General features: G+C 45.2%; 23 protein-coding genes. 20 read left to right on the top strand and 3 right to left on the bottom strand.

Annotated features, from left to right (window positions below; genetic code table 11):
• The first annotated feature begins 3 nt into the window (after positions 1-3).
• The 6 genes from ptsP (at position 4) to KKI13_06345 (ending at position 7,092) form a co-directional block, all read left to right on the top strand.
• Positions 4-1,755: a phosphoenolpyruvate--protein phosphotransferase gene (ptsP, locus tag KKI13_06370; protein ID MBU4488670.1), complete on the top strand. Its 1,752-nt coding sequence runs from the start codon at positions 4-6 to the stop codon at positions 1,753-1,755.
• 12 nt (positions 1,756-1,767) lie between these two features.
• Positions 1,768-2,514 carry a nucleotidyltransferase family protein gene (locus tag KKI13_06365; protein MBU4488669.1) on the top strand — a complete coding sequence of 249 codons (747 nt, stop codon included), beginning with the start codon at positions 1,768-1,770 and terminating at the stop codon, positions 2,512-2,514.
• Positions 2,514-3,692: a methionine adenosyltransferase gene (gene metK, locus KKI13_06360; protein MBU4488668.1), complete on the top strand. Its 1,179-nt coding sequence runs from the start codon at positions 2,514-2,516 to the stop codon at positions 3,690-3,692. The genes KKI13_06365 and metK overlap by 1 nt, the downstream gene beginning before the upstream one ends.
• Before the next feature lie 11 nt (positions 3,693-3,703).
• Complete coding sequence (gene ahcY / locus KKI13_06355) at positions 3,704-4,960, top strand: adenosylhomocysteinase (GenBank protein ID MBU4488667.1); 1,257 nt, start codon at positions 3,704-3,706, stop codon at positions 4,958-4,960.
• Positions 4,960-5,931, top strand: a complete 972-nt coding sequence (gene pfkA, locus KKI13_06350; GenBank protein MBU4488666.1) for a 6-phosphofructokinase — start codon at positions 4,960-4,962, stop codon at positions 5,929-5,931. Before ahcY ends, pfkA begins: the two co-directional genes overlap by 1 nt.
• 90 nt (positions 5,932-6,021) lie before the next feature.
• Positions 6,022-7,092, top strand: coding sequence for a class II fructose-bisphosphate aldolase (locus KKI13_06345; protein ID MBU4488665.1), 1,071 nt, complete (start codon positions 6,022-6,024; stop codon positions 7,090-7,092).
• A gap of 3 nt (positions 7,093-7,095) precedes the next feature.
• Here the strand turns inward: KKI13_06345 and KKI13_06340 are convergent, their stop codons facing one another.
• The 3 genes from KKI13_06340 to KKI13_06330 are packed head-to-tail and all read right to left on the bottom strand — an operon-like array spanning position 7,096 to position 9,815.
• Positions 7,096-8,202: an LptF/LptG family permease gene (locus KKI13_06340; GenBank protein ID MBU4488664.1), complete on the bottom strand. Its 1,107-nt coding sequence runs from the start codon at positions 8,200-8,202 to the stop codon at positions 7,096-7,098.
• 1 nt (position 8,203) lies between these two features.
• Positions 8,204-9,307 carry an LptF/LptG family permease gene (locus KKI13_06335; protein MBU4488663.1) on the bottom strand — a complete coding sequence of 368 codons (1,104 nt, stop codon included), beginning with the start codon at positions 9,305-9,307 and terminating at the stop codon, positions 8,204-8,206.
• 25 nt (positions 9,308-9,332) lie between these two features.
• A complete protein-coding gene (locus KKI13_06330; GenBank protein ID MBU4488662.1) occupies positions 9,333-9,815 on the bottom strand; it encodes a ComF family protein in 483 nt (160 codons plus the stop codon).
• Between the two features lie 315 nt (positions 9,816-10,130).
• Here KKI13_06330 and KKI13_06325 point away from each other — a divergent pair, with 315 nt between their 5' ends.
• The 14 genes from KKI13_06325 to KKI13_06260 all read left to right on the top strand — a co-directional run bounded on the left by KKI13_06325 (position 10,131) and on the right by KKI13_06260 (position 24,781).
• Positions 10,131-12,167, top strand: coding sequence for a CHASE2 domain-containing protein (locus tag KKI13_06325; protein MBU4488661.1), 2,037 nt, complete (start codon positions 10,131-10,133; stop codon positions 12,165-12,167).
• 106 nt (positions 12,168-12,273) lie between these two features.
• On the top strand, positions 12,274-13,092 hold the full coding sequence (locus KKI13_06320; protein MBU4488660.1) for a SurA N-terminal domain-containing protein: 819 nt from the start codon (positions 12,274-12,276) through the stop codon (positions 13,090-13,092).
• A 73-nt stretch (positions 13,093-13,165) separates the two neighbouring features.
• Complete coding sequence (locus KKI13_06315) at positions 13,166-13,663, top strand: methyl-accepting chemotaxis protein (GenBank protein ID MBU4488659.1); 498 nt, start codon at positions 13,166-13,168, stop codon at positions 13,661-13,663.
• Position 13,664: 1 nt separating this feature from the next.
• Positions 13,665-14,237, top strand: coding sequence for a hypothetical protein (locus tag KKI13_06310; GenBank protein MBU4488658.1), 573 nt, complete (start codon positions 13,665-13,667; stop codon positions 14,235-14,237).
• A gap of 108 nt (positions 14,238-14,345) precedes the next feature.
• Complete coding sequence (gene lysS, locus KKI13_06305; protein MBU4488657.1) at positions 14,346-15,761, top strand: lysine--tRNA ligase; 1,416 nt, start codon at positions 14,346-14,348, stop codon at positions 15,759-15,761.
• Positions 15,758-16,942: an ABC transporter permease gene (locus tag KKI13_06300; GenBank protein ID MBU4488656.1), complete on the top strand. Its 1,185-nt coding sequence runs from the start codon at positions 15,758-15,760 to the stop codon at positions 16,940-16,942. Before lysS ends, KKI13_06300 begins: the two co-directional genes overlap by 4 nt.
• Positions 16,935-17,612 carry an ABC transporter ATP-binding protein gene (locus tag KKI13_06295; protein MBU4488655.1) on the top strand — a complete coding sequence of 226 codons (678 nt, stop codon included), beginning with the start codon at positions 16,935-16,937 and terminating at the stop codon, positions 17,610-17,612. Before KKI13_06300 ends, KKI13_06295 begins: the two co-directional genes overlap by 8 nt.
• A 44-nt stretch (positions 17,613-17,656) precedes the next feature.
• Positions 17,657-18,529 carry a branched-chain-amino-acid transaminase gene (gene ilvE, locus KKI13_06290; GenBank protein ID MBU4488654.1) on the top strand — a complete coding sequence of 291 codons (873 nt, stop codon included), beginning with the start codon at positions 17,657-17,659 and terminating at the stop codon, positions 18,527-18,529.
• Between the two features lie 36 nt (positions 18,530-18,565).
• Positions 18,566-19,165, top strand: coding sequence for a methyl-accepting chemotaxis protein (locus KKI13_06285; protein MBU4488653.1), 600 nt, complete (start codon positions 18,566-18,568; stop codon positions 19,163-19,165).
• Positions 19,166-19,185: 20 nt separating this feature from the next.
• A complete protein-coding gene (locus KKI13_06280; GenBank protein MBU4488652.1) occupies positions 19,186-19,689 on the top strand; it encodes a UvrB/UvrC motif-containing protein in 504 nt (167 codons plus the stop codon).
• Entirely contained in the window at positions 19,686-20,738 is a 1,053-nt protein-coding gene (locus KKI13_06275) for a protein arginine kinase (GenBank protein MBU4488651.1), read from the top strand. Before KKI13_06280 ends, KKI13_06275 begins: the two co-directional genes overlap by 4 nt.
• Before the next feature lie 27 nt (positions 20,739-20,765).
• On the top strand, positions 20,766-23,204 hold the full coding sequence (locus KKI13_06270; protein ID MBU4488650.1) for an ATP-dependent Clp protease ATP-binding subunit: 2,439 nt from the start codon (positions 20,766-20,768) through the stop codon (positions 23,202-23,204).
• Positions 23,197-24,009 (top strand): ABC transporter permease, encoded by an 813-nt coding sequence (locus tag KKI13_06265; GenBank protein ID MBU4488649.1) that lies wholly within the window; start codon positions 23,197-23,199, stop codon positions 24,007-24,009. The genes KKI13_06270 and KKI13_06265 overlap by 8 nt, the downstream gene beginning before the upstream one ends.
• A gap of 4 nt (positions 24,010-24,013) precedes the next feature.
• Positions 24,014-24,781: an ABC transporter ATP-binding protein gene (locus KKI13_06260; protein MBU4488648.1), complete on the top strand. Its 768-nt coding sequence runs from the start codon at positions 24,014-24,016 to the stop codon at positions 24,779-24,781.
• The last annotated feature ends 129 nt before the right edge of the window (positions 24,782-24,910 follow it).

Below are 24,910 nucleotides of genomic sequence, written 5' to 3'. Positions count from 1 at the left end.
ACCATTCTAAAAGGCATACCGGCAGCACCTGGAATAATCGTAGGCAAGGCCTATCTTGTAGACAGCGAGGATATTACTGTTTCACGCAGGAGGATAAAAGACGACGATCTTCCGGATGAGATAAACAGGCTTCAGGACGCGCTTGTAAAGACCAGAGGCGAAATACTCAAGATAAAAGAAAAGATATCTAAAGACATGGGCGCCGAACACGGAGAAATATTCAGCGCGCATCTTTTGGTCCTGGAAGATACTATGCTTATAGAAGAAGTAATAGCAAAGATGAAAAAGGAGAAGGTCGGTGTAGAATATGTCTTTCTCGATGTCCTCAGAAAATATATAAATACTTTTTCCAAGATGGACGACGAATATCTTAAAGAGCGCATAAGCGATATCAGTGATGTCGGTAAAAGGATATTGAGGAACCTTCTGGGCGCCAAACAGATATCGTTGGCGGACCTAAAAGAAGAGGTTGTGATAGTGGCGTATGATCTTTCGCCTTCAGATACCGCCGTTATGCATAAAAAGAACGTCATAGGTTTTGTAACAGATATCGGCGGCCGTACTTCACACACAGCCATCATGGCAAAGTCCCTGGAAATACCCGCCGTAGTAGGCCTTGAAAAGATAACCAAAATAGTGCAGAACGGCGATGTCGTTATTGTGGACGGCCACCGCGGTCTTATAATAGTGAATCCGCAGAAAAAGACGCTGGATAGATATAATGCCGAAAAGAAGAAGTATGGACAGCTGGAAAAAGAACTGTCATCTTTAAAAAACCTGCCATGCGAGACGCTTGACGGCCGCAGGATAGAGCTTTCGGCCAATATAGAACTGCCGGAGGAGATGCAATCAGTAATAAAACACGGTGCCAACGGAATAGGGCTTTACAGAAGCGAATATTTCTACATGAACAGGCCCGACCTTCCATCCGAAGACGAACAGTATAAGGCGTACAGAGAAGTAGCGAAAAAGCTTTCACCCAAGCCCGTTATAATAAGGACCATGGATTTAGGCGGAGACAAATTTCTGTCGCAGCTTGAAATACCCCGAGAGATGAATCCTTTTATGGGTTGGAGGGCGATAAGATTTTGCCTTGCGAGGCCCGATATATTCAAGGTTCAGCTGCGGGCCATACTTAGAGCATCGGTAAGCGGCAATCTTAAGATAATGTATCCTATGATATCGGGTATTGAGGAATTGAGAGGTGCCAATGCTCTTCTTGATGAATCCAAGAATGAATTGCGTAAAGAAAAGACACCCTTCAATAAAAATATCGAGGTAGGCGCCATGATAGAGATACCTTCCGCCGCGCTTACAAGCGATATTTTGGCCAAAGAAGTGAAATTTTTCTCCATAGGGACGAACGACCTTATACAATATGCCCTCGCCGTAGACAGGGTAAATGAAAAGATAGCGTATCTCTACGAGCCGGCGCATCCGGCAGTACTCCGCCTTATTAAAAATGTTATAAATAACGGCCACAAAGAGAACATATGGGTCGGCATGTGCGGGGAGATGGCCGGCGATCCGGCACTGACAATAATATTGGTGGGCCTCGGGCTAGACGAATTTAGTACTTCGCCCATACTTCTACCTGAGATAAAAAAGATCATAAGGAGCGTAAAATTTTCAGACGCCAAAAAGATAGCGATAAAGGCGCTTACGCTTAATACCGGCAGGGAAGTGGAAGACTTCGCGAGACAGAGACTTAAGGAGCTCTTGCCGGACCTGGTAATCTATAACGACAAATATTAAAAAAGGAATATTATGAAAGCGCTTATACTAGCTGCGGGTTATGCGACAAGACTCTATCCTTTGACTATCGGCATGCCGAAGCCGCTCTTACCCATAAAAGATAAGCCGATAATAAATTATACGGTGGAACAATTAGAGAAGATGGCGGAACTTGACGAGATTTATGTGGTGACGAACCACAGGTTCTATAAGAATTTTAAGACATGGGCGTCCGATTACGGCTGTAAAAAGAAGATAACCATTGTAAACGACAAAACCCTTACCAACGAAGAGAGGCTGGGGGCGATAGGCGATATAGAACTTGTCATTAAAGAAACAAAAATAGATGATGACCTTGTGATAGTGGCAGGAGATAATCTTTTTGCTTTTAATCTTTTGGATTTCGTAAATTTTTCCAGAAAATATTCGCCAAACTGCAGTGTTGCTCTTCACGACATAAACTCACTTGAGGAAGCGAAGAAATTCGGGATAGTTACGATAGACAATGATAATAAAATATTGCACTTTACAGAAAAACCCGCAAAGCCCGAATCTACGCTCGTAGCAATATGCGTCTATTATTTTCCCAAAAATAAATTATCCATGGTATCTAAATACCTGGAGCAGTCAAAACATAGCGATGCGCCCGGTAATTACATAAGCTGGCTGGTCAAAAAAGAGAATGTGTATGGATTTACTTTTAACGAGGAATGGTATGACATAGGAGATAAGCATACCTATGAGAGCATAAAGGACAGTTATAAAGGGAGGCAGATATAATGATACAGTCAAAGAGCAAGTTTTTGTTCACATCGGAAAGTGTGACGGAGGGGCACCCTGATAAAGTTTGCGATCAGATTTCGGATGCTGTTTTAGATAGTGTGCTAAGCCAGGACGAGGTGGGGAGGGTTGCCTGCGAGACCTACGTAACTATGGGCCTTATAATCGTAGGTGGTGAAATAACCACAAGCGCTTACGTAGATATGCATAACCTGTGCAGAAATCTTTTAAAAGACATAGGTTATACGCACCCAAAATATGGCTTTGATTATCACACCTGCGCGATACTGAACGCCATACATACCCAGTCGCCTGATATAGCAAAAGGAGTGGACAAGGGCGGGGCGGGCGATCAAGGCATGATGATGGGTTACGCATGCCGCGAGACGAAAGAGTTGATGCCGCTTCCTATTATGCTTGCGCATAAACTGACAAAGCGCCTGGCAGAAGTAAGGAAGAAAGGCATTTTGAAATATCTTGGGCCCGATGGCAAATCTCAGGTCACGGTGGAATACGCCCACGGAAAACCCCAGCGCGTTACGGATGTTATCCTTGCCTGCCAGCACACCGAGGATGTCCTGGATAAGAAAAAAGACATGATGTCGAGCGATGCAAGGCAAGAAGTAATAGACAAAGTGGCGAAACCGATTCTAAAAGATTATATGGATAAAAATACAAAGTTCTTTGTGAACGCGACGGGTAAATTTGTGATAGGCGGCCCCCAATCCGATACCGGTATGACCGGAAGAAAGATAATAGTCGATACTTACGGCGGCATGATCTCCCACGGCGGGGGTGCCTTTTCCGGAAAGGATCCGACCAAAGTAGACCGCTCAGCCGCTTATATGTGCCGTTATATAGCGAAAAATGTCGTAAAAGCGGGCCTTGCGGACCACTTCCTGATACAACTTGCCTACGCTATAGGCGTGGCAGACCCGGTTTCCATAATGGTAGATACTTTCGGGACGGCGAGGGTTTCGGAAGATAAGCTCATAAAGATAATAAAAGACAATTTTGAATTGACCCCGCACGGCATAATTGCAGAATTAAAGCTGCATGAGTCGGCAAATAACAGGTATAGACGAACGGCAAGCTACGGCCACTTTGGAAGAGAAGAGGAAGGTTTTACCTGGGAAAACACTGACATTGCGAGAAGCCTGGCGAAACACATAAAATAGGAAAGGTGCGCATGAAATACGACGTTAAAAATTTAAATTTGGCAAAAAAAGGAAAGCTTCGCATAGAATGGGCGGCAGAATATATGCCCGTTCTGAAATTAATAACGAAACGCTTCCAAAAGGAAAAGCCTCTTAAAGGGACAAAGGTAGCCTGCTGCCTCCACGTTACCACCGAAACCGCCAATCTGATGCTTGCGCTTAAAGGCGGCGGGGCGGATGTTTTACTCTGCGCGTCAAACCCCTTGAGCACTCAGGATGATGTGGCGGCGTCGCTTGTCAAAGATTTCGGAATCTCTACTTTTGCCATAAAAGGCGAGGGCGAAAAGACGTATTACAAGCATATAAATAGCGTTCTGGATAAAGAACCCCAGATAACAATGGATGACGGGGCTGACCTCGTATCGTGCATACATATGAAAAGAAGAGATCTGGCCCGAAAGGTGATGGGCGGCAGCGAAGAGACGACTACCGGCGTGATAAGATTAAGAAGCATGGAACGCGGCGGTAAGCTTCTTTTTCCCATGATAGCCGTAAACGATGCGGATACAAAACATCTTTTTGATAATAGATACGGCACAGGCCAATCCACAGTGGACGGCATCATAAGAGCCACGAATGTATTATTTGCGGGTTCAAAAATCGTAGTGTGCGGTTACGGATGGTGCGGAAGGGGCGTGGCAATGCGCGCCCGGGGCATGGGAGCGGTAGTTTATATATGCGAAGTGGATCCTTTGAAGGCCCTCGAAGCGGTGATGGACGGCTATGAAGTCCTGCCGATGAAAGAAGTCGCCAAAATAGGCGATATATTCATCACCCTGACCGGAGATATAAATGTGATAAGAGGGGAACATTTCAAAGTGATGAAAGATGGCGCTATTGTATGTAATTCGGGCCATTTTAATGTGGAGCTGGATATCCCGGCCCTAAAAAAACTATCCAAGAAAAAAAGACAGGTACGCGAATTTGTGAATGAATATACCCTTAGGGACGGCAGGCGAATAAATCTTCTGGGCGAAGGCCGGCTTATAAACCTGGCCGCGGCGGAAGGCCACCCGGCGAGCGTAATGGACATGAGTTTTGCCGATCAGTCTCTTTGCGCAGAATATGTAAGGAAGAATTACGAAAAACTGGGGAAAAAGGTCTACGTAGTCCCGGAAGATATAGATAAAGAAGTTGCCCGGCTTAAGCTTAAAAGCATGAATGTAAGGATCGACATTCTGACGCCGGAGCAGAAAAAGTATCTTGAAAGTTGGGAGATGGGGACTTGATAAAAAAGATTGCGGTGCTGACAAGCGGGGGAGATGCGCCGGGAATGAATGCTGCAATACGCGCTGTAGTGAGAACGGCCGTGAACAATAAGATGGGCGTTTACGGAGTAATGAGAGGTTACGAAGGCCTCATAAGTGGAGATTTTGTGGAAATGAATCACCGCAGCGTCAGTAATATCATAACTCTGGGCGGAACCATGTTGAAGACATCCAGAAGTGAAGAGTTTATGACTCCCGAGGGCCGCAGGAAAGCGGCAGATCAGCTTAAAAAACGCGGCATCGAGGGCTTGATAGTAATAGGCGGCAACGGTTCGTTTCAAGGCGCTCATAAGCTTTATAAAGAGTGCGGTATTCCGGTTATAGGCGTGCCCGGGACAATAGATAACGATCTCTCCGGGACCGATTATACGATAGGCGCCGACACCGCAGTAAATACGGCATTGAACTCTATAGATAAGATCAGAGATACCGTTGACAGTATGGAGCGCATCTTTGTCGTGGAAGTCATGGGAAGGGACGACGCGTTTATCGCAATAAGAGTAGGGCTTGCGGGAGGGGCGGAAGACGTATTAGTCCCTCATAGTGAATATAATATAGAAGACATGTGCGACGATATACGCGAAGGCCACAAAAAAGGTAAGATAAGCTGGATATTGGTAGTCTCTGAAGGCGTTGGATCCGCAAAAGATGTAGCGGATCTTATTAATGAAAATACAGGGCTTGAGGTAAGGCATATCACGCTTGGGCATGTGCAAAGGGGCGGCTCTCCTACGGCAGCGGACAGGATTCTAGGTTTGCGGCTGGGAGAGGCGGCGGTAAAAGCGATTCAAAAAGGCGAAAGTGATAAAATGGCAGGGGCTGTTAACGACGAAATAGTCCTTACAAATCTGGAGGAGGCCTGCAAGAGGTCTCCGCGAAAACTTGGACTTGATAGGGAGCTCTATAGATTGACGCGTGCATTGTCGATGTAATAATTATGGGGTCAGACCCTCGTTATGTAAACTACGCTAGTTAACATAATCAGGGTCTGACCCTAAAATGCGGAGGGCGGTAAAGTGGATATTAAAAAAGTACTGGAAGCAAGGCCGAAAAACACGGCAAAAAAATTGGGCGATAATAAACTCTTACTTTTAAGCAGCCATAGCATATTTGATGTACTTAGGGATAAGAAGGTGATACTTATGGCCTGCAACATAAGGATAAAGCACGCCGTCCCCGGCATCATGCGCGCCGCGGACGAGCTCGACGCTATAGTCGGCTTTGAGCTGGCGCGCTCGGAAGGCAATCTTAAAGGCGGCTATACGGGTTTTACTCCTTATACATTTTTCGATACGATAGTGGACTATGCAAATCAACTCGGTCACAAAAAGCCTTTTTTTATCCATGCGGATCACACCGCGGTAAGGGATACTTCGATGGAGGAGTTTCAAATAGCGGAGGAGATAATAAAAGCGGCTATAGAAGCCGGTTACACATCGGTTGCCATAGACGCTTCCCATAACGAAATCTCGGACAATATCAATATAACGGCAAAACTGGGAAAGCTCATACAGGGAGCGGGCCTCGGCCTCGAAGCTGAAATAGGGGAGATAAAACTCGTCAAAGAAGGAGGAGCCCTTTCTACCGTAGAAGAATCGCTTGAGTTTATCGGCGGTTTAAAAGATAACGGCGTTATTCCGGATCTTCTTGCGATAAACAACGGTTCAAAACACGGAAATTATGCCCCCGGAGAAGAGGTTCACATAGACCTTAAACGTACGGGAGAGATATTTGATGCCATGAAAAAATACGGCGTTTGCATAGCGCAGCACGGTATCACGGGCACGCCCTTAGAGACAGTGGGCCAGTTTGCCGATTATGGCATAAGAAAAGGAAACGTAGGGACCGAATGGCAGAACGTCGCACATCACAATCTACCCAAAGACCTCTTTCTCGAAATGGAAAAATGGTGCGAGGAAAACAACAAAGATATAAAGATGGCGACAAAGCCCTTTAAAGAAAAAATAGATAATATACCGGATAAGTATAAGAAGGCGACCGAAGACGAAGCGTACCTTAGGGCAAGGGAATACATACTAGCTTTCAGGGGCAAGGGTACCGCGGCGATGGCAGTAGATGCGCTGAGCAAGTAATAATTATTTGTCTCTGAGTATGAGAATAAGGCCTGCTGCGGCAAAGATTATATTGGGGCACCATGCGGAGAGAAAAGGCGGAATAAATCCGGCTTTTCCGAAAGCAAGGCTCACAGACATTATCACATAATAACCGAGCACCATAGCTATGCTTATGCATATCCCCATTATTACGCCGCCTCTTCTGTTTGTCCTGAAGGCGAAGGGAGAGGCGACAAGTATTACAATCAGGTTCGCGAAAGGAAGCGCGAATTTTTGGTGTAAATCCACTTTTAGGTTTCTTACGGTTGTGCCCCCCACGAAAGAAAGGTACCCTATACATTTCTTAAGTTCCGCCGAACTCATAAACTCAGTCTGATTCTGACGCTGCCTGAAGTCGGCGGGATCCTCCTCTATGTCTATATACGCCTCTTCGTAAAAATCCGGATCGCCTACGATTCTACCCGTTTTGTCAAGATTGAAAGATACCACTGTTCTTCCGTACCATTTGTCGTTCTGCCAGCTTGCTTCCGACGCGGTTATCTTTGATGTTACACTTTGTTCTTTATCCTGGTTGAATATTATAAGTCCTACTATCTTTTTCTGAAATACAAAATAGCGCCTTGCGTATATTATCCTGTTTTTCTTTCCGTGAAACGCTATATTCTCCAGTTCTATCTCTACTTTTTTCTTAAGTTTCTTTGTGTTCTTTACTTTCTCCATTTTTTCGTCTTTTATCCTGGCGGAGGTCATGCTGGATGTCGGAACGACCCTGTCATTTACCAGAAATGCCGCTACGCTTATCAAAAGCCCCATCATAATGAGCGGGGTAAGTATATCAAGGAGGCTTATGCCGCTGGAACGCATGGCGAGTATCTCGTTATTTCTGTTGAATATTCCAAGAGAATACATTATCGCGACTAAAACGGCAATGGGCGCTGTCTGGACAAATATGAAAGGGATAAGGTTCAGGTAATAATAAAATACCGTGATGATATCAAGGCGACTCTCCACCATTTCATTGAGGTTATTAAAAAGGTCTATGGCGATATAGACGAATATAAAACTCAGAAGGCAGAAAATAAAAGGCCCTATGAAATGATTTAAAAGATACCTGTGCAGTATTTTCACGCTATTTCCTTACGGTTACATAAAGCATCGCAATCCCTATTGACATGATAACGATATTACCGAACCACGTAGCGAGCCATACGGGAAGTATGTCCTTGGTGACAAAGACCTGGCCGACGGCCGCAAGCAGCCAATAAATTACTATGAGCGCCAGGCTTATGCCGAATCCTATGGATTTTTCGCTCCTGCGCGTAGTTATGGCGAGAGGTATGCCTATCAGGACAAAGGCGAGAGGCGCGAAAGAATCGGCTATCCTTTTATGTATGCGCCGTTCAACCGGCGTCGCGTCTATGCCGGATTTTTTAAGTTCGGCGGCGTTCCGTTTGAGTTCCGCAAAGGTCATCTCTTTTGTCTTTTTGCCGCTCTCCTGCATGGTAGAGTCATCCACAAAAAGCGTGAGATAATATGTTTTGAAATTCAGCTTATAGAGGTTTTTAGGGTTTGTGGGGTTGGGCTCTTCTATAGTGCCGTTAGTCAATTTTAACTTAACCGCATTCTTTTCGGGCAAGGGAATCAACTCGCCGCCCGCAGCAATTATAGTCCTTGTGGGCGCATTTTTCTGCGGCTGATATATCCGGACATTGTTAAATATTGTCCTGTCTTTAGCGTATTTGATCTCGTATATGAATAGAATGTAGTCTTTAAATCCCCGTATGAAAGTGCCGGCTTCCAGGTATGCCGCGGGTGAGCGCATACCAAGTTCTTTTATGAGCATCCTCGTCTTATAATGCGTGCGCGGTACTATTTTGTCGTTAAGCGGCACGGAAAGAAGGCTGAATATTAGCCCCAGCATTATCGCGGGCAAAGCGATCTTATAGAGGTTTATGCCGGTTGAGCGCATGGCGATGATCTCATTGTCGCTGGATAATCTGCCAAAGGCAAGCATAGTCGCTGTCAAAAGGGCCATAGGAATGCTAAAGCTCAGAACTTTGGGTATCAAAAATAAGAATATCTGGCCCACATAGCTTAGATCGACGCCTTTATTGATGACGAAATCGGCCAGTTTTACAAGATTGCCTACCAGGAATGCAAAGGTAATGATAACAATGGCTATGGCCATCCATGGAAGCATTTCCACCAGTATATAGTTTCTTAGTATTCTCATAAAACCTGCCTGCCTATCGTGATCATTACATGCCCTGAGCCAGCGTAAATGCCTCTATATATCCTGTACCCGCAAGCTTAAGGACTCTTGAACATTCGTTCAAGGTGGCGCCGGTGGTAAAGACATCATCTATAAGTAAAACGGATTTGTCGTTCAATAAAACCGGCCTTTTCAGTTTGAATGCGCCTTTAATGTTTTTCAGGCGTTCTCTTTTTGGCAGATCTATCTGCGGCTTTCCCGCCCTTATTCTTATAAGGTTATTGTTGATGCAGGGTATTTTCAGTTTACGGGAGACCGAAGACGCCAATATAGCCGCCTGATTAAAAGATCTTTCCCGCAGTTTTGTCCTGTAAAGCGGGACGGGAATAATGAAATCAAAAAGATTTTTATCTATGTATTTTCCGGCGTAATCTGTCATTAGTTCCGCAAAGAGCCCCTCCACAGAAAGCATACCGTTATACTTGAACTTATGTATGCATTCGCGCATTACGCCTTCATAAGCGGCCACAGAATGTACCCGGTCGAAATAATAGCCGGCCCTTCTTGTGCTTGCCGTAAAAAGAGGCTTATTATATCTTATCTTTTTATGGCATGTTTCGCATAAAGAAACGCTTTCGGACGACCCGATACTACGCGCACACACGCAGCAGGACCGGGGATATACGAGCTCCAGCGCAGTGTTGAATACAGCCTTAGGTAATGCGCATATAGCGCTTAACATAGTGTATTATAATACCACTTAATATTTTCATTGTCAATCAGCTCGCGGTTGCTTTCAGGAAGCTGTTATGATATACTTAAGTCAGTAACTTTCAGGGAGTATATGCGGATTTTAGAAAAGATAAAGAGCGCTTTTAAAAGAAAGTCCGGCGGCAAGGCTTCAGGGGCGATCAGCGATTTCAGATTAGGTATAATAATGGCCTTGATTATTGCCGGCCTGTCCTTCGCAGGCTCTTTCGAAAAGTACGAACTCTTAGCTCTTGACGAGATGTTTAGGATCCGCGGTTTTGAGGCGCCCTCCGATAAGATAATTATCATCGAAATAGAAGATCATAGCCTGGAAATACTCGGCAGGTGGCCCTGGCCAAGGAGCCATCACGCGAGCTTTCTGGATATTCTGGACGAAGCACGCCCGGCAGTTGTAATCTTTGATATACTCTTTCCCGAAGCCGACCCGGAAAACGACGGAACATTTGCGGCGGTTGCCGAAAAGACAGGCAATGTATATCTGGCCGCATATTTTTCCCTGGAAAAATATGCCCCTCCCGCGCCTCTTTCCGAAGATTTAGTATTGAAACGCATGCCCTCGGTGGGCGGCAAGGTTAAAGATAAAAACAGATATTTAAAGGCGTCTTCAGTGACTTTGCCGGTTGCGGAACTGGCTGACTCGGCAAAAAGGATTTCCATAGTGAATGTGCCTTCCGACCCTGATGGGGCAACTCGCCACCTTCCGCTACTTATAGAGTTTGGAGAAAAACTTTATCCGGCCCTGAGCCTTCAGATTGCCTCCGATTATCTGGGCGTAGATACGAAAGATATTAAGGTAGAGCCCAATTCTATTGTATTGCCCGTCGTAGGCAATCCCATCCGCATACCCGTCGACTCCAAGGCAAGTATGGTCATTAATTACTGCGGCCCGATCAATACCTTTGAAAGATATTCCTACGTGCAGGTTATTCAGGACTATAACAGGCTGATAAACGGCGAAGAGCCCGTCATTTTAAATAAATTAAAAGGGAAAATAATCTTCATAGGACATACGGCGACCGGGACCATAGATTCAAGAATAATGCCATTTTCCAATGCCTATCCGGCGGTAGGAGTGCACGCCAGCGCTTTAAGTAATATTCTGAAAAGAAATTTTATGCGCCGCGCGGGCGTATCAACCAATATGTTAACTATTTTGTTATTGGGCGGTATGTTAAGCGCGTTATTAAGAAAAGGCAGGAAAGCACTTACGAATTTTGGTATTATGCTGGCCGTATTTTTTGCGTATGCAGTGTCCGCTTTTGTACTGTTTGCTTATTTAGATTTCTGGATAAATAGCTTTGCTCCGCTCGTTGCCATAATATTTATATATGTAGGCCTGACGGCAAACCAATACAGCGCCATTAGGTATGAAAAGAGGGTGCTGGAAAACGAGCTTCTTATAGCAAGGGCGATACAACAGAGTTTTTTGCCTAAAAATTATCCCCAGGTGCAATTTTTGGAATTCGCCGCCAGATGTTTGCCGGCAAAGCATATAGGCGGGGACCTTTATGATTTTATAACGCTTGAAAACGGTAAGATCGGAGTCGTTATAGGCGACGTGTCCGGAAAGGGTGTGCCGGCAGCGCTGTACATGGCGCGTACAATAAGCGAATTTAGGACCACAGCGCATTTCGATAAAGATCCGGCCGAAACATTACGGATTTTGAACGACGCCGTTTCCAAGGAAGGCATGGAAAAATCCTTCATCACCATGCAATATGTCACTATAGATCTTAAGTCGAAAGAATTTCTGTTTTCAAACGCTGGGCATAATACAATTATTCATTTTATTAATAACAGCCGCAAAATAGAAGAGATAGATACAGAAGGCGGAATGCCTATAGGTGTGATGGAAGGCATAGACTTCTATAATAAACAAGTGCCTATGGAGAAGGGCGATATACTCTTTTTGTACTCGGACGGTGTTTCGGAGGCGATGGATAAGAACCGAAAAGAGTTCGGACTGAATCGCGTTAAAGATATCCTGTTGGCCAATTACGGATTGGGCGCCTTAGATATAATGTCAAAAGTGCTGACTGCGATAGAAATATTTTCAAAGGGCGCGCCCCAGCATGATGATATAACGGTTATAGTTATTAAGGCAGTATAGGATTTTAAAGGTAGTCCCTCGACGCGCTCGTATATACGAAGTGCGAGTTCGCTTGCTCGGGATGAATTTTTAAACATTAAATAGCGGGAAAATTCGGAGGCTACACATGAAATTGCGTATATGTCTACTTATTCTGGCGATATTTTTTATAAGCGGCTGCGCGGTCAAAAAAGGCGAAGAAAGAGTGCTTGCGCGCATAAACGATTACGAAATGAGCGTCGAAGATTTTAATTACGAATCAAGTGAAGTCTTAAGGATGGGCAGGATGACCGGCGAGATACCTATTACAAAAAAAGAGATGCTGGACGCGCTCATTACGAAAGAAGTTCTTATACAGGAAGCAGTCAAAAAGGGCCTTGATAAGGAGAAGGCCTTTATGAAGACGATAGAGCTCTATTGGGAGCAGGCGCTTCTTAAAAATCTTTTGGTCAATAAAAGCGACGAAATAACTCAGAAGACCGTTGTATACGAAGATGATATAAAGCGCTACTACGATAGTATGCAGAATAAAATAAAAGCGAGGGTCATAGTATTTTCCGACGAGAGGTCGGCGCGGAAAGCGCTGGGGCAAAATGAAGCCGCTCTTTTGGCGTGGAAGAATGAGCCGCAGAAACACTCTATTGATGCTGTGATTCCTTCGAGCTGGTATATTTTGGGCGAAGATAAGACCTCAGTAGAATATGCCGTATTTGACATAGATGCCAAAAAAGGAAAAGGTGTAACAAAGTTAAGCGGAAAGTGGGCCTTAGTCATTATAGATGAGATTACACCGAATGAGACAGGGCCTCTTGCCCCTCTTAAAGACGAAATAATAAAAAATATACGCACGGTGAAAGAGGGAGAGGCGATGGAGGGATGGATAGATTCGCTGCGCTCAAAATCGCGAATAAAAATAGATGAGAAGGTGTTCGATACATTAAACTAACTTAAGTAGAAGTCCTTCCCCCGCCATGGCGGGGTCAGGACGATTTTTGCACGCAAAAATCGGAGGTGCTGACATGGAAAATAGACGCAAAAATTATTTTATAAAGAAGGAATTCCAGGCGAAATTTATCCTGAAGTTCTGCGCATTGGTAGCGCTTACTGCTTTGATATCGGCTTCGGTGATATATCTATTTTTAAGTCAGAGCGTGATCACCGTTTTTGAAAATTCGAGGATTGTAATAAAACCGAGCACGGAATTTATAATGCCCGGGCTTATTCTAAGCGGCCTTGTATCTATAGCGCTGGTAGGAGTGACTACCATCATCATAGTGCTTTTTATCTCGCATCGCATAGCGGGCCCTCTTTATAAAATTGAGAGTTCACTGGAGAAGATGGGAGACGGCGATTTAAGCTTTGATATATCCTTCAGGAAAAATGATGAGACGAAGATACTTTCCGAGGTCTTCAATAGGGCGCGCCGGCGCTTAAACAACATGATCAGCGGCATAAAAAAGGACCTGAAAGAAGGCCGCGACGTTACGGAAAGAATAGAAAAGTTTAAATTGGGCTAGAATGAAAAGAATACCCGCAATATATTTTACGTTTCTGATTATTCTGGCTGTTTCCGGCCTTGCGTTTTCCGAAGAGATTACCGCCGGAGAAGACGGCGCTGTCATCAGCGCTTCGTACGCAACTATATATGTTGCGGGCGATGTGGACCTGAAGAGTGTCGTACGCAAGATAGACGTAGACTTTGCCAGATATGATCCGGTAGAAAAAGAGATAATGCTCAAGAAGGGCATATCCACTGGCGAGCAACTGGCTAACAAAATAGATATATTGACAAGGAAGGTCCGAAAAGTTTTGGATATGTATCCGCAGGGTTTCAAGGTCAATATAAGGATATATAAGAACGCAGAGGACTTGAAGGATGCTTATAAGGGCATTTTTGAAGAAGAAGCAGACCATAAGGCATTTTATATCTATAAATTCAATACGATATATATTTCGATGGATGATCTCTCCGAATCTATACTTTCCCATGAAATAGGCCACGCCGTTATTGACAACTACTTCAACGTACTCCCGCCCGCCAAGATCCGCGAACTTCTCGCCTGCTATGTAGAGCTGCACTTACGGGATTAATATTATTCTAAGCCGCGAAATGTCAATATGGCGGCTAAGCCATTGACATAATTAGCTGTGTAATATATACTATGTGCTAATAACACTAATTAAGCGAGGGAAACGGAAATGTCTGGTATCATTAAAGATAGGTATGCGAAACTGGACTCATTGATTGCAAGGGGGATAGACCCTTTTGGCGGAAAATTCAGCGCTTCTTCGCGCGTAAAAGGTATTTTAGCCGATTTTAAAATAGGCGAAAAGGCTACCATCGCCGGCAGGCTCATGGCTAAGCGCAAACACGGCAAGAGCATATTTTGCGATATTCGAGACGAGACAGATAAGATACAGCTATATTTTAACAGTGATACGCTCGGTATTGACAAATTCGATATTATAGATTCTATGCTTGATATCGGAGATATAATCGGCGCTAGAGGGGAGCTATTTAAGACCAGGACGAACGAACCAACCATAAAGGTCGAGGATTTTACGGTCCTTTCAAAGAGCCTGAGGCCTCTTCCGGAGAAGTGGCACGGCCTTAAGGACGTAGAAACAAGATATAGGCAGAGGTACCTTGATCTCATAGCCAATCCCGGCGTAAGGAAGATATTTAGTACGCGCTCGGAGATAATAAAGAGCATACGTTCTATCCTGGATTTAAAAGGTTATCTGGAGGTCGAGACGCCCATGATGCAGCCTATGGCGGGAGGGGCGAGCGGTAAACCCTTTAAGACGCATCACGAGGCGCTTGATATGGATCTTTACCTCAGGATAGCGCCGGAGCTTTACCTTAAAAGGCTTCTCGTAGGCGGCTTTGAAAAGGTCTACGAAATAAACAAGAGTTTCAGAAATGAGGGCATATCCATAAGGCACAATCCCGAATTTACGATGCTCGAGGTCTATACCGCGTATAGCGATTGCGAGGGGACTATGGAATTGACCAGGGAGCTCGTAACCGAGACGGCAAAAAAAGTTTTAGGAAAAGATAAAATAGAATATCAAGGCAAGACGATAGACCTTACTAAATGGGAGAAGGTCTCTTTTTCCGAGATAATGAAGACGTCCTACGACATAAATCCTGACGATGACGAGAAACTTTGGATAAAGAAACTGAAGGCAAAAGGCATAGAGATAGAAGGCAAAAATATCGGAAGGACGCAGGTCGCTAATATCATCGCCGACCTTCTTACACCCAAGGCGGATCATCCGGTATTCGTAGTGGATATGTTTAAAGACCTCTGCCCGCTCGCCAAAGTGAAAAAAGACAGCCCGCTTCTTACCGACAGGTTCGAACTTTTTATGGGCGGTATGGAAATCGCTAACGCTTATTCGGAATTGAATAACCCGATAGAGCAGAAGGAGCGTTTTGTAGAGCAGCGGGAAGATGGCGAGATAGACGAGGATTTCATAAGGGCGCTGGAGTACGGCATGCCTCCGGCCGGCGGACTTGGCATAGGGATAGACCGGCTTGTCATGCTGCTTACGGATTCCCCTTCGATCAGGGATGTGATACTATTTCCGCAGCTTAGGAAGGAGACATGAACTGGCACTTTTTCGTCGCGCTAAGATATTTTAATACGCGCAGCAGAGAGAGTTTTATCTCGGTGATAAGCCTTATATCTGTTTTAGGGGTGGCAGTCGGCGTGGCTGCGCTCATAATCGTTATAGCTGTAATGAGCGGGTTTAATAGTGAACTTAAAGAGAGGATCATAGGAACGACACCGCACATATTTATCGAAAAGGAAGGTGGTATAAATCCTTCGGATCCGGCGGTTAAAAAGGTCCTCTCCGAAACTAAAGAAGTGACAGGTTCATCCGCTTTTGTCGCAGGCCAGGTCCTTTTAAAATACGGCGATAACTTTACAGGCGCCATATTGAACGGTATTGATGAAGATACCGAACAGCGCGTTACAAATATAAAAAAATACGTAGAAGGCCCTGCTCCGGTCTTAGGCGCGGGCGGCATTTTGATAGGAAATGAACTCGCAAGAGAAATGGGGCTTAAGCCGGGCGACGAAGTCTCTTTGGTATCCGCTGTATCAGGCAAGCCGCAGTCTTTTGAAGTCGCCGGTATTTTTAATACGGGTTTATATAGTTTTGATGTGAATAATGCCTTTGTAAATCTGGCCGCCGCTCAAAAATTATTCGATACAAAAAGCGCGGTGACCGCTGTGACCGTCAGAATAAAAGATGTGCTTAAGGCGGATGCGGTAAAAAAAGAGATCGCGTCAAAGCTGCGTTATCCCTATTTCGTGCGCAATTGGATGGATCTGAACAAAAATTTATTCGGCGCCCTTCTCTTGGAAAAGATAGTCATGTTTGCGCTCCTTGCCCTTATAGTTTTGGTGGCTTGCTTCAATATCGCAAGCATGCTGATTATGAGGGTGATGGAAAAAACAAAAGACATCGGCATACTAAAAGCGATAGGCGCCTCAAACGCTGATGTCATGTCGGTATTCAGGATAGAAGGTTTTCTGGTGGGATTGATAGGTACTATTTTAGGCTCGGCGGCAGGGCTTTTAATAGTCTGGCTTCAAAAAGCATACAAGCTGATAAAACTGCCTAGCGATGTTTATTATATAGATGCGCTTCCCGTGAGCATAAATTGGCATGAGCCGGCGATGATAGCCGTAGCCGCGATTCTTTTAAGCCTCGCCGCGACGGTTTATCCGTCATTGCAGGCCGCGCGGCTTGAGGTGGTTGAGGCGCTTAGGTATGAATGACCTTATGGTTCGCGCCAAAGACCTGCGGAAGAGCTTTTATAACGGCAAAAACAGGATAGATGCCGTAAAAGGCGCAGATATATTTATAAAAAACGGCGAAAGCCTTTTTATAACAGGCCCTTCGGGCACCGGCAAGTCCACGCTTCTCAATATCCTCGCCGGTTTTGAAAAACCGGATAAGGGCGAGGTCATATTAGGCGGAGAAAATATATATAGATTGTCCGATAAAAAACGCGCTGTCATACGTAATGAGAAAATAGGTTTTATTTTTCAGTTTTACCATTTACTTCCGGAATTTACAGCGGCCGAAAATGTAATGCTGCCGGCATTGATGCACCCGAAGTGCGTGAGAGTGGCCGCAAAGAAAAAGGCAGAGGAACTTTTGGCCAAGGTAGGCCTTTCCATGCGGCTTAATCACAGGCCCGGAGAGATGTCGGGCGGAGAGCAGCAGCGCGTGGCGATAGCGCGCTCGCTTATAAATTCGCCGAAGGTCTTATTTTGCGATGAGCCCACGGGGAATCTCGATTCAAAAAATAGCCGGGCTATATATGAGCTCTTATTCGGCATAAGCAAAGAGAACGGCCTGACATTGGCTGTGGTTACGCACGAGGCAGGCTTTGCCGCCAGCGCGGACAGGTGCCTTGGAATAAAAGATGGGCTGTTGGTCTGAAAATATGGTATAATATTTCACTAATAAACCTCCAGGAGGGCACGATGGGCCTTAAAGTCTACATAGACGGAAAATTTTATGAAAAAGAAGATGCTAAGATATCGGTCTTTGACCACGGGCTTCTTTACGGGGACGGCGTCTTTGAGGGGATAAGATCGTATAATCGCCGAGTATTTAAACTGGATGAACACATAAACAGATTATACGCCTCAGCCAAGACCATTATGCTTGATATCCCGCTTTCGAAGAAGGAAATGCAGGATGCGGTTATAGCCACGCTGAAAAAGAATCATATGGATAACGCATATATAAGGCTTATCGTAACCCGTGGCCCAGGCGACCTTGGGCTCGACCCGAGAAAATGTAAAAGGCCGACTGTCGTCGTTATTACGGATAATATAGTTCTCTACCCTGATAAATATTACAAAAACGGGCTCGAGATAATAACCGTACCGACGAGGCGGAATATACCGGAGGCTCTCAATCCAAAGGTCAAGTCTCTCAATTACCTGAATAACATCCTCGCAAAGATAGAGGCGGCCAATGCGGGTTTTGAAGAGGCGATCATGCTGAACTCGGATGGGTATGTTTTGGAATGCACAGGTGACAATATCTTCATAGTAAAAAACGGAGAGCTTCTCACGCCTCCGACTTATCTGGGCGCGCTGGAAGGAGTAACCAGAGATGCTGTCATAGGTATAGCGCAGGCAAAGTCGATGAGGTTCTCCGAAAAGGTGATGACAAGGCACAGTTTATTTAATGCCGAAGAATGCTTCCTTACCGGGACCGCAGCCGAAATAATACCCGTCATCAAGATCGACAATAGGGTCATCGGCAGCGGAGCGCCGGGCAAGGTGACGGCAAAACTTATGGACGAATTTCGTAAGCTGACCAAAAAAGACGGAACGAAATATTGAAAGTAGCAGCATAAACCTTAAAAGGAGGGACGCAAAATGAAGCCAAAGATCCACGCGCGCCGGAAGTATCTTATCAATAAGGAAATACAGCTTTCTTACAGCTGGCTGCTTATTGTTTGCGTAGGTTTGGTAATATTGGTTTTCGGATTATCCTTGTGGTACATAAACAAAGTGCACCTGGACCTATTTCATCAGATAGTAGGCGAAGATGCGCTGCCGAAGGCCTATATAGACTCAATACAGAACCAGTTTTTGATAGGCATTCCCATAACTATAGTCCTAGTGTCGCTTTTACTTTTTGGCCTGGGCATTTACAGCTCTCACAAAGTGGCGGGTCCGATGTACCGCATAGCCAAAAACATGAATTTAATAGGAGTGGAAAACCATATAGATACGGTTCAGATAAGAAAAAGAGACCAATTGCGCGGACTGGCGGATGCCTTTAATCATATGGTCCACGCGCTAAAAGACAGGATGTATCAGGATATGCGCCTCATAGACCAGGTTAGAATGAAGATAGCGCAGCTGCATACCGGCCTTAAAGGTGAGAGCGTAGATATAGATAAGCTTTCCGAACAGGTCAAAGAGATAGACAAGTTAGCGATTGAGATGAAGAATAGAAAACAGGAAGAGTAACCTAGAGGAGAAGATATATAATGCTTTGTGATATCTGCGGCAAGAATGAAGCGACAGTCCATCTTACAGAGATTATAAATGAACAGATGACTAAACTTCATCTTTGCGAGGAATGCGCCAAAAAGAAAGGCGCGGAGATGGAGGAACATTTCGGCCTTGCCGATCTATTGGCGGGCCTCGCCAATTTAGACACTCCCGTAGAGACGATGAAAGATAAAAAAGTCAAATGTTCTTCCTGCGGTATGACCTACACTGATTTTAAAAAGATAGGAAGATTAGGCTGCGGCCAATGCTATGAAACATTCAAGACATATTTGGCGCCTTTATTAAAGAGGATCCACGGCTCGGAGATCCATCTGGGGAAGGCCCCCGGCAAGAAAGGCAAACTTACGAAAAGCAGAAAGGTCGATGTTGAGCAATTAAAGCGGCGTTTAAAACGCGCAATAGAACTTGAGGAGTTTGAGGAAGCCGCACAGCTGAGGGACGAGATCAAAAAGTACGAACGCGAAGAAGGTAAAAAATGAATATAAATGATCTGGTCAATAAACCGGGTGAATGGCTGAAAGGCACAGGGCCTAATGCCGATATAGTAATATCAAGCAGAGTCCGCATAGCCAGGAATATCAAGGACCATCCCTTCTGCCAATGGTCGGGAAAAAAAGAAAGGATGGAAATCCTTTCGCAAGCAAAGGACGCTATAACTAATTCTAAAGATATGAAAAACGCTTTGTTTGTCAGGATAACAGATTTGGACGAGGTTGACAGATTATTTCTTATCGAAAGGCATCTTATGAGCAGGGAACACGCACTAGCCGACGAATCCAAAGCGCTCGCGGTAGATGAGAGAGAAATAATCTCGGTTATGATAAATGAGGAAGACCATATAAGGGCTCAGGCCATACAATCAGGATTTAATGTGGCGGATACATGGCGCATAATTGACGCTTTTGACAATGATCTGGCAACCAAACTCGATTACTGTTATACGGAAAGGTGGGGGTATCTCACCGCCTGCCCTACAAATATAGGAACGGGCATGAGGAGTTCGGTTATGATGCATCTTCCGGCCCTGGTGATAACCAATCAGATAGGCAAGGTGCTGCAGGCAGTAATAAAACTCGGTATTACCGCAAGAGGCCTTTACGGTGAAGGCAGTGAGGCCAGCGGTAATTTCTTTCAAATATCAAACCAGGTTACTCTGGGTCGCTCGGAAGAAGATATAATAGATAATATAGAAAAATTGATCAATCAGGTAATAGGGAGAGAAAAAAGCGCAAGAGACTACCTTCTGACTAATAGCAGGGCATCGGTATACGATAGGATATGGAGGGCCTACGGGACATTGAAGAGCGCGAGGATTATTACCAGCGACGAGACCATAAGGCTGCTTTCGCTTATAAGGCTCGGGGTAGATATCAGCATAATAACCGATATAGACAGAAAGATACTTAATGAACTTTTTATATTTACACAGCCGGCGCACCTTCAGAAATTGGAAGGCAAGAAACTTTCTTCCTCAGAGAGGGATATGAAGAGGGCGGATTTAATAAGAGAGAAACTCAAGGTTACGTAACGTTGCGGAGGTAGTTAAAAAATGGCGATGTTCAATAGATTCACGGAAAGGGCAAGAAAGGTGATCCTTTTGGCTAAAGAAGAAGCCAAAAGGTTTAATCATGATTATATAGGCACAGAGCATATACTTTTGGGGCTGGTAAGAGAGGGCGAAGGCGTTGCCGCGGCAGTGTTGGAGAATTTAGGCCTCAGTTCGGAGAAGATAAGAATAGAAGTAGAGAAGCTTGTCCAGACCGGCCCGAGTACCGTTATATCCGGCGATATTCCTTTTACTCCTAAGGCGAAGAAGGTAATGGAACTCGCTATGGACGAAGCCGTTTCCCTCGGACATAATTATGTGGGGACAGAGCATCTTCTCCTTGGGTTATTGAGGGAGGGGGAAGGCGTTGCTTCGCAAGTCCTGATAAATTTGGGGCTCGACCTCAATAAAGTACGTAATGAAGTGATGAGATTGCTTGGTTCAGCGACTCCGGATTTTGGAATAGCTCCCAACAAGCTGGCAATGGGCCGCGGAGGCGTAAGAAAATCGCCGGCGCTGGATGCCTTTGCGCGCGACCTTACCGAACTTGCCAAACAGAACAAGCTTGACCCCGTAATAGGCAGGAAGAACGAGATAGAAAGGGTTGTGCAGATTTTGAGCAGGCGTACAAAGAATAATCCCGTCCTTTTGGGAGAAGCCGGTGTAGGAAAGACGGCGATAGTGGAAGGATTGGCGCAGAGCATCATTTCCAGTGATGTGCCCGAGACGCTGAGAAATAAACGCATCCTTATACTGGACCTTGCCCTTATGGTTGCCGGCACAAAATATCGCGGCCAATTTGAAGAGAGAATAAAAGCCGTTATGGACGAAATAAAACGCGCGGAAGACCTTATAATATTTATTGACGAACTTCATACTCTTGTCGGCGCCGGCGGCGCGGAAGGGGCCATAGACGCATCCAATATCTTGAAACCGGCGCTTTCGAGAGGGGAGATACAATGCATAGGCGCCACCACGCTTGACGAATACAGAAAATATATTGAGAAAGATGCCGCGCTTGAGCGCAGATTCCAGGTGATTATGGTGGATCCGCCGAACGTAGCTGAGACAATAGAAATACTGAAGGGGCTGCGCGATAAATACGAAGCGCACCACAGGGTAAAATTTACCGATGATGCGCTGGAAGCGGCTGCTAGACTTTCCGACCGATATATAAGCGGCAGGTTCCTGCCGGATAAGGCCATAGACGTGATGGACGAGGCCGGCTCAAGAGCGCGTCTTGCGGTAATGACAGTTCCGCCGGACATGAAAGAGCTGGAAGGAGCAATAGATAACCTTAAAAAGGAAAAAGAAGCAGCCGTTGACAGGCAGGATTTTGAAAAAGCCGCGGAATTCAGAGACCTTGAGAGGAAGGAAAAGGACAAGCTCGTCACTATAAAGAAGGATTGGAGCCAGAAAAAATCCGAAACGGAGACGAAGGTCACCGAAGAAGATATCGCTCTTATAGTTTCAAAATGGACAGGCATACCTCTCGTGAGGCTGGAAGAGAAAGAGACAGAAAAATTTCTGAAGATGGAAGACGGCCTGAGAAAACGCGTTGTAGGCCAGACCGAAGCGATTTCGGCAATAGCCCATGCGGTAAGGCGATCGCGCGCGGGTATAAAAGACCCAAAGAGGCCGATAGGCTCTTTCGTATTCATGGGGCCTACGGGTGTTGGAAAAACGCTTTTGGCGCGCGCTCTTGCGGAATATATGTTCGGCGACGAAAACGCCATAATACAGCTTGACATGTCGGAGTATATGGAGAAGTTTAATGTATCCCGTCTCGTCGGAGCTCCGCCCGGTTATGTGGGCTACGAAGAGGGCGGGCAGTTGACGGAAAGGGTAAGAAGACGGCCCTATGCCGTCGTGCTTCTTGACGAAATAGAAAAGGCGCATCCGGATGTATTTAATATCCTACTTCAGGTACTTGAGGACGGGCGCATGACCGATTCTTTCGGCAGGCGCGTCGATTTTAAAAATACAATAATAATCATGACTTCAAATATAGGCGCGGAGCTCTTAAAAAAACAGACATCAGTAGGCTTCATAACCGAAAGCGCGGAGAAGGCAAGTTACGAAGATATGAAAAGAAAACTGCTTGATGAAATCAAAAGGACGTTCAAGCCCGAGTTCCTGAACAGGGTGGATGATATCGTCGTATTTCACTCACTTACAAAAGAAGACCTGCATAAGATAATAGACATAGAGATCGAGGATGTCAAAAAGCGGCTTGAAGAGCAGAATATAGATATCACTTTAAACGAAGAAGCAAAGGTGCTGCTTGTAGAGAAAGGTTTTGATCCTATCTTCGGAGCAAGGCCGCTTAAAAGGACAATACAGAAGTTACTGGAAGATCCGCTTGCCGAAAATATCATTGCGGGCAAGTTTAAATCCGGGAGCGCGATTAAGGTCATAAGAAAAGGAGATGGGTTCGACTTTGAATAAGAAGGTATCGTGGAGCAATATTGAAAGCAGGGCTTATTCTTTGGGCTCAAACTTTGTGGATATAATGGGCTATATCGGAGGCTCGTTTATACTCTTTGCCCAGACGATATACTGGATTTTTGTCCCGCCGCTTAAGAAAAGACAGGTAATAGATCAGATGAATAAGATAGGGGTCAATAGCCTGCCGATAGTCCTTCTTACAAGCCTTTTTACGGGGATGGTACTTGCTCTCCAAAGCGCTTACCAGATGCAAAAGATGTCCTCCGAAATGTATATAGCATCATTGGTCTCTCTTTCAATAGTCAGGGAGTTGGGGCCCGTATTGACCGCGCTGGTCGTTGCCGGAAGGGTAGGCGCGGCTATTACGGCGGAACTGGGAACCATGAAAGTGACCGAGCAGATAGATGCGCTCGAGACACTCGCTACCAATCCCATAAAGTATCTTGTAGTGCCGAGGTTCTTGGCGCTTTTTATAATGCTGCCTCTTTTGACAATATACGCCGATATGATCGGCATATTTGGCGGTTACATAATAGGTGTTTTTAAGCTTAATATAACTCCAAGGATGTATATGCGGATGACATATCAGCCGCTTATCTTTAAGGATGTATTCACAGGACTAATAAAATCGGTTGTCTTTGGTATAATAATAGCCATCGTGGCATGTTTTCAGGGCATGAGGACCGAAGGCGGCGCCGAAGGTGTCGGAAAATCGACGACTCAGGCCGTAGTAATAAGTTTCATAATGATAATAGCGGCCGATTGCTTTATCACGGCCATGTTTTATTTTGCGTTTAAGGTGTGAAGATATGATTGAAATTATAAATTTATGCAAGGCATTCGGAGACCACGTCGTCTTAGATAATACTAACCTTAATATCGAAAAAGGCGAGACGATGGTCATCATCGGCCGTTCCGGTACCGGCAAAAGCGTCCTTCTTAAACATATAATAGGCATAATGAAGCCGGATTCCGGGCAGGTAATAATAGACGGCGTGGATATCACGCGTTTGAGCGAAAAGGAACTGAATGAATTCAGGATGAAATTCGGCATGCTCTTTCAGGGGGCGGCGCTTTTTGACTCATTGACGGTAGGGGAGAATGTCGGATTTGCATTGTATGAGCATTCGGCCCTCAGCAGTTCACAAATAGAAAAGAGGGTGGCGGAATGCCTTGGGCATGTAGATTTAGGCGGCATAGAGAATCTGAAGCCCGCAGAACTTTCGGGCGGCATGAGAAAAAGAGTGGGCCTTGCCCGGGCAATATGCGTAAATCCCGAAATAATCATGTATGACGAGCCGACTACGGGGGTCGACCCAATAATGGGCGATGCCGTGAATGACCTGATAGTTACTTTGCACGACAAATTAAAGATAACTTCTATCGCCGTTACGCACGATATGGTAAGCGCTTATAAGATAGCGGACAGGATAGCCATGCTTTATGAAGGCAAGATCATAGAAATCGGCACTCCCGACGAGATAAAGAACACAAAAAACCCGGTAGTAAAACAATTTATAACCGGTGCGGCGGTCGGGCCCATAACAGAAAAAGAGCCGGTCAAGACACAATTATAAAAGGAGTTATAAATGAATACTAAAGAGATGTCATTTGAGGTAAAGGTCGGTATATTTATTTTGGTTGGCTTTGTCATACTTCTTATCATGATCTTTTCTATAAGCGATATCTATTTTATAAAGCCCGGC

The organism is Candidatus Omnitrophota bacterium (assembly GCA_018894435.1).
Classification (GTDB): domain Bacteria; phylum Omnitrophota; class Gorgyraeia; order JAHIPI01; family JAHIPI01; genus JAHIPI01.
The sequence above is the reverse complement of the archived record's forward strand: the minus strand, read 5'-3'. Positions and strand labels throughout refer to the sequence as shown.